Origin of the sequence: Microbulbifer sp. (assembly GCF_051659245.1) — a bacterium.
GTDB lineage: Bacteria > Pseudomonadota > Gammaproteobacteria > Pseudomonadales > Cellvibrionaceae > Microbulbifer.
This window is the reverse complement of record NZ_JBOFOC010000135.1, coordinates 1-5,511: the sequence shown is the minus strand read 5'-3', so window position 1 is coordinate 5,511 and position 5,511 is coordinate 1. Positions and strand designations below refer to the sequence as shown.

The window sequence follows — 5,511 nt, the reverse complement described above, 5'->3', positions numbered from 1 at the left end:
CGCTCCTACAGGTGGCTCGCTTAAGCCAATGCAGCCTCCCTGTGAGTGAGTAGTTACCAAGGAACTTCCGCTTAACTTAGCGCCATTCGCGTCAGACCTCTGATAGGAAATCACTTCAAATAGGGATCATTATTTCTTTTTCCACGCCCTATCAATTCTCTATCGGTGAACGCCGGGCAACTCGCAACGGGCCCGTTAAACTGCGTATATGCCTTGTTTTGGTTCACAACGGCATATCGTCCACGGATTTACAAGCATAAAAAGGAGCTGGCCATGTACTCGCCAAATACCGCTTACTTCACCCCGTTTTCAAAATCACCGCGCCTTCTTTCCCTGTGTATTGCCCTCGCAACCGCCGCACCGGTTCAGGTTTTTGCCCAGCAATCGGTTGTCGAGGAAGTCACGGTCACCGCGCAGAAACGCCAGCAATCGATGCAGGACGTCTCCATCGCCGTCAGCGCCTTTTCCGGCGACGCCATCGACAAAATGGGATTCGAGGAGGGACTGGATATCACCCAGCAGGTGCCCAATATGAATTTCTTCGCCATTTTCGGCGAGGCCTCCAGTCCCTCGGTCAGCCTGCGCGGGGTCAGCCTGGTCAACTTTTCCGACTCCTGGGAATCCCCGGTCTCCATCTATGTGGACGACGTCTACCGCGGCAATCCCGCCGGTTCGGCGATCCAGCTTTTCGACCTGGAGCGGGTGGAGGTACTGCGCGGCCCCCAGGGCACGCTGTACGGGCGCAATACCACCGGCGGCCTGGTGCACTATGTCTCGCGCAAGCCTGGCGAAGAACTGGAGGCGAACGCCAGCGTCAGCTACGGCAGTTATTCCGAACGCATTATCGAAGGCTCCCTGAGCGGACCGCTCAGCGACGGGGTACGGGGCCGGGTTGCGGTCAAGAGCACGCAAAACGACGGCTGGCAGACCAATACCGTCAACGGGGACAAGTTAAACGATACCGACAGCTTTGGTTACCGTACCCAACTGGAATTCGATCTGGGCGACAGCGGCGGCCTGCTGCTCAATGTGCACGGCAGCGAGGCGGACCAGCAGTCTGTGGGCTTCGCCCATATGGGCTACCTGGAAGCGCCCGTGGAGGGCGCCGCCACCTGCTCCATTTCCCGCATCCAGGACGGCGAGTGCACCAGCGCCACCTTCGGCATGACCGGCGCCGAAGCGGCCGGCGGAAGATTCGATCCGGAGCATGTTGCCTCCAGCGCCACCGACGGCATGGCGACAAAGATCGACACCTTCGGCACCTCCGCCACACTGGACTGGGAGTTCGACGCCTTTACCCTCACCTCCATTACCGCCTACGAGGAGCTGGATAAATTCCTGCAGGACGACGGCGACGGCACACCGGTCATCTGGTTCGACGAGCAGTACGCGGTGGACGCGGAGCAATACACTCAGGAAATCCGCCTGGACGGCAGCACCGAGCGCACCACCTGGGTAACCGGCTTCTATTACTACAAGGACGACCGCGGCCTGGTCACCGAAGCCCCCACCACCGCCGACGGCCTCTGGCATCGGGAGATAGTGGCGCTGGACAGCGAGTCCTGGGCCCTGTTCGGCCAGGTGGAATACGACCTGAACCCCGAACTGACCCTGGTTACCGGCTTGCGCTACACGGAGGAGGAGCGCGATTTCACCGAAGTGTCCGGTCCGGTCTTTCCCGGCTATGATGATCTGGATGTGAAAGACGACTTGAGCGAGAGCGCCACGACCGGCCGCATTGGCCTGGATTGGCGCCCGAGCGACGACACCCTCGCCTACGCCAGTTTTTCCACCGGCTTCAAGAGTGGCGGCTTCTCCGGTAGTTACAATCCCAACCTGGCGGCAACCCGACCGGTCGAGGCAGAGGACATCACCAACTTCGAGATCGGGGTGAAGACCACCCTGGCCAATCGTTTTCGCGTCAACGCCGCCGCATTTAATTACACCATCGAGGACTACCAGGCACAGGTATTCCTCACTGTCGCCGAAGGCAGTGTAATCACCAACGCCGGCGACGTGACCGGCACCGGTGCGGAGGTCGAGATCACCGCACCCATCACCGACAACTTCGAGGTGATCGCCGGCGCCGGCTGGCTGGAGACGGAATTCGATTCCGAGCAGTTCTTTATCGTCGCCGGCGACAACTACACCCTGGACGGCAACGAACTGCCCTCTGCGCCGGAATTCACCTACAACCTGATGGCCCGCTACTACCTGAGCCTGGGAGACTCGGGGGAACTGGTGTTCCAGGGCGACTACGCCTGGCAGGACGACCACTACCTGCAGATCGAAAACGACCCCTACTCGAAACACGACAGCTACGGCCTGGCCAATGCCAAAATCAGCTGGCACTCGCCCTCGGACAGCTACAGCGTGGAGGCCTTCGCGCGCAACCTGACCGACGAGCGCTATTTCACCTACCAGAACACCCTGGGCAGCGACTGGGGATACGGCGTCTGGGGCCAGCCGCGCACCGCTGGACTGCGGCTGAACTGGAAGCTGTAAGCCGCAGCCCGGGAAGCAACGTTGGAGCCCGCTTCCCGGGCTCTGGTGGGGAGGCTGTTACCGCGACATCGTCCACACAGATTCAAAATAGGTCGGGAGCCTGCTAAAGTCCTAGAAAATAACATCAGGAATCCCCATGTGCGCCGATTCATTCTGTGCCTAGCACTGGTTTCCTCAGCACCCGCCACTGCCCAGTACTCCACCTTCGGAAGCTCCGCCATTCCCGGGCCTCCCGAGCCCACCGCCTACGGCCTGGAAATCATCCGCGCAGAGGACTGGCAGCCGAAGGAGAAAGGGGAGGAGGAAAGTGAGGCAAGCGAGAAGGGTCCCGGCAGCCCCGATAACCTTGAGAGCATCGTCCGCTACCGGGCGCTGATCGAACAGCTGGAGATAGCCCAGGGCCCTTACGCCGACGGGCTGTCGGAGGCGGTGGCCGGGTTGGCGCACAACTACCAGAACCTCGGCGAACACCAGCAGGCCGTTGACGCCTTCAAGCGCTCCATCCACCTCACCCGCATCAGCCAGGGCCCCTTTACCGACGAGCAGATCCCCCTGCTGGACAGCCTGCGGGAATCCCTGTTCGCCGACCGCAAGCTGCTCGAACTGGACCGACTGCAGGAATATATCTACCTGGTGCACAGGCGCGCCCTGGACCCCGGCGACCCCCGCCTCGAGCAGGCCACCCGCGACTACGTGGAATGGCAGCGCTCCGCCTACCTGCAGGACCTGGGGGACGACGGCTCCCGCCGCCTGCTCACCCTGCATCAACTGTACGACGACGCCATAACGGCCCTGAGGGAAGGCGAGGCGCCGCAGAGTATGCAGCGACCACTCCTGCAAGGTGCCCTGCGGGTGGCCTACCTGATGGCGCTGGACAGCCTGGGGAAGCAACCGAAGATCCGGATAGAGATTCGCCAGAGCAATATTCCCGCGCCCGCGTACAACTCGGAACAGGAGCGCCTTCAGCTTTTACAGGAAAGGAGTTATCGCCACGGCCTGCGGCTCGCCAAGGACCTGGTGGAAGCCAGCGAGGAAGAAGCCCCCGCCGTTCGCGCCCGGGCCCTGGTTGCACAGGGGGACTGGTACCAGTGGCAATATTATCGCGGCCGCGCTGTAAACATTTACGCCGAAGCCCATGCCCTGCTCGATGACCCCGACGAACGCCAGCAACTGTTCGGAGAACCCACCGAGCTGCCGGATAATTTTGCCTTTCTTCCCGATATCGAACTCACACAGCGCACACCGCGCGGCCGCGCGCAGGTGCGCTTCACCGTCGACCGCTACGGGCGGCTGCGGGACCTGGAACTGCTGAGCCTGGAACCGAAAGACGACCGCGGTGCGGAAACCGCCCTGCGGAAAATGTTGCGCAACCTGCGCTTTCGCCCGCGACTGGAAAACGGCGAGACGGTGGAAACTTTGTCAATAGAAAGGGAGTATATTTTTTTCGACAGCCCGTAAATTTATTATTCATCCTGCGTTCAGGGTTCGCATGAATAAAATACGCTGCCTATCTGGAAAGGCTTTGTATAAGGAAAATTTTTATGAAGACCAAAACCCTGTTCCCCCTGCTTCTCGCCTCCGCCGTCACCGCGGCCCACGCAGAGGAATACCAGTCCATCACCGACTTCGATTATTCCCATACCGAAATCGGCTCCTTCAAAGCGGACCAATACACTCTCGGCTCCACCTATTACTTTACTCCCAGAATGACCATGGGGCCGCTAAAGGAATTTGAATATATCAACAGGAGCAGCAATGTCTTCGGTGGCTACTCCTATATCGATACCGATTTCAGCGATGCCGATTCGGCAATCGTCGGCGGCGAGTATTTCGCCGGCAACCTGCTGGTGGGCGGCGCCTACCAGGATAGCGATGGCCTGGACAGCTATCACGCCTCAGTCGGATATCTCGCGAGCCCCGACCTCCTGTTCCGGGTGGACGCCGAGAAATTCGAGGACCGGGACACCGACTACTTTGCCTCCGCGCAATACAATCACCGGCTGGGCGGCAGCGACTACCTCGGCTTTACCCTGCGCGTGGACGACGATCTCGACTACCGGGAACTCTCCTCCAAGTACTTCGCCGAGTTCGGCCGCGACAGCTATATCGCTCTGAGCCTGAACTACGCGAGCCTGGACGGCGACTATGCGAGTGCCGGCGGTGACGACAACACCTGGAGCACCAAGGCTGATTACTACTTCAACAAGACCACTTCCGTCGGTCTGGGCTACGACAAGAACGATAATTACCTGGTGGACTTCAGCCACTTCTTCCAGGAAAACATCGCCCTCGAACTGGCCTATTCCTCGAACGCCGACGATTCCAACCTGGATACCTACACCCTGGGACTCCGCGCCCAGTTCTAAAATAACACTCCCTGTAGGGACAAATCGGCAGGATTGCCGATTTGGACGCCGAAGGCGCCCGCGTAGCGGGTGAACGCCAGGGATGGCGTGAATCAGCGCCGAGTTCCAGCTCGACTTGCGGGCCGCAGGCCCGCTTCCCGGGACTCGGGACTCGGGACTCGGGACTCGGGACTCGGGACTCGGGACTCGGGACTCGGGACTCGGGACTCGGGACTCGGGACTCGGGACTCTCAGAATTGTGCTGGACTGCGTAGCCGGGCTGATCGCGGCCATGGGCGGATGGCCGCCCCGCCGCTTCTACAGGGTGCCTTTCCAAAGTATTTCAGAGATTTTCTACCACTCGCCCCCTTTGCGCGCGGCAATCCCGCTCGCAAAAGCGTGCTTCTCCGCACGCGCTTCGGTAATCGTATCGGCGATATCCTTCAGGTACTGCTTGGCGCCGCGGCCGGTTGCGGATGGCCTCCAGGACTTGCCGTCGTCTTTGCCCATAATTTTGTGCCTCCTTGTAGGAGATGTAATAAAGCGGCGAGCCAAGATCTAGCTCAGTAGGAGGTCAGTCCCCTAAACTGGTTGAGTTTTGAAACACAAGGTCGCTAAGCGCCTTAAACCAGAAGGGGACTGACATGAATAACTGTGGCAT

General features: G+C 60.2%; 4 protein-coding genes. 3 read left to right on the top strand and 1 reads right to left on the bottom strand.

Annotated elements, in window-relative coordinates; all coding sequences use genetic code 11:
* The first annotated feature begins 273 nt into the window (after window positions 1-273).
* From ACRC0P_RS13915 to ACRC0P_RS13905, 3 genes are all read left to right on the top strand, one after another.
* On the top strand, window positions 274-2,505 hold the full coding sequence (locus tag ACRC0P_RS13915) for a TonB-dependent receptor (RefSeq protein ID WP_438631905.1): 2,232 nt from the start codon (window positions 274-276) through the stop codon (window positions 2,503-2,505).
* A 138-nt stretch (window positions 2,506-2,643) separates the two neighbouring features.
* Window positions 2,644-3,963 (top strand): energy transducer TonB, encoded by a 1,320-nt coding sequence (locus ACRC0P_RS13910; protein ID WP_438631904.1) that lies wholly within the window; start codon window positions 2,644-2,646, stop codon window positions 3,961-3,963.
* Between the two features lie 83 nt (window positions 3,964-4,046).
* Window positions 4,047-4,871 carry a putative porin gene (locus tag ACRC0P_RS13905; RefSeq protein ID WP_438631903.1) on the top strand — a complete coding sequence of 275 codons (825 nt, stop codon included), beginning with the start codon at window positions 4,047-4,049 and terminating at the stop codon, window positions 4,869-4,871.
* A gap of 333 nt (window positions 4,872-5,204) precedes the next feature.
* On the opposite strand, the gene ACRC0P_RS13900 is transcribed toward ACRC0P_RS13905, so the two are convergent.
* Window positions 5,205-5,360: a cob(I)yrinic acid a,c-diamide adenosyltransferase gene (locus ACRC0P_RS13900; protein ID WP_438631902.1), complete on the bottom strand. Its 156-nt coding sequence runs from the start codon at window positions 5,358-5,360 to the stop codon at window positions 5,205-5,207.
* Window positions 5,361-5,511: the final 151 nt, after the last annotated feature.

Excerpts from the sequence above, each read along its gene's own strand:
- ACRC0P_RS13900 (WP_438631902.1), bottom strand. The coding sequence starts at position 5,360 with ATGGGCAAAGACGACGGCAAGTCCTGGAGGCCATCCGCAACCGGCCGC.
- ACRC0P_RS13905 (WP_438631903.1), top strand. The coding sequence starts at position 4,047 with ATGAAGACCAAAACCCTGTTCCCCCTGCTTCTCGCCTCCGCCGTCACC.
- ACRC0P_RS13915 (WP_438631905.1), top strand. The coding sequence starts at position 274 with ATGTACTCGCCAAATACCGCTTACTTCACCCCGTTTTCAAAATCACCG.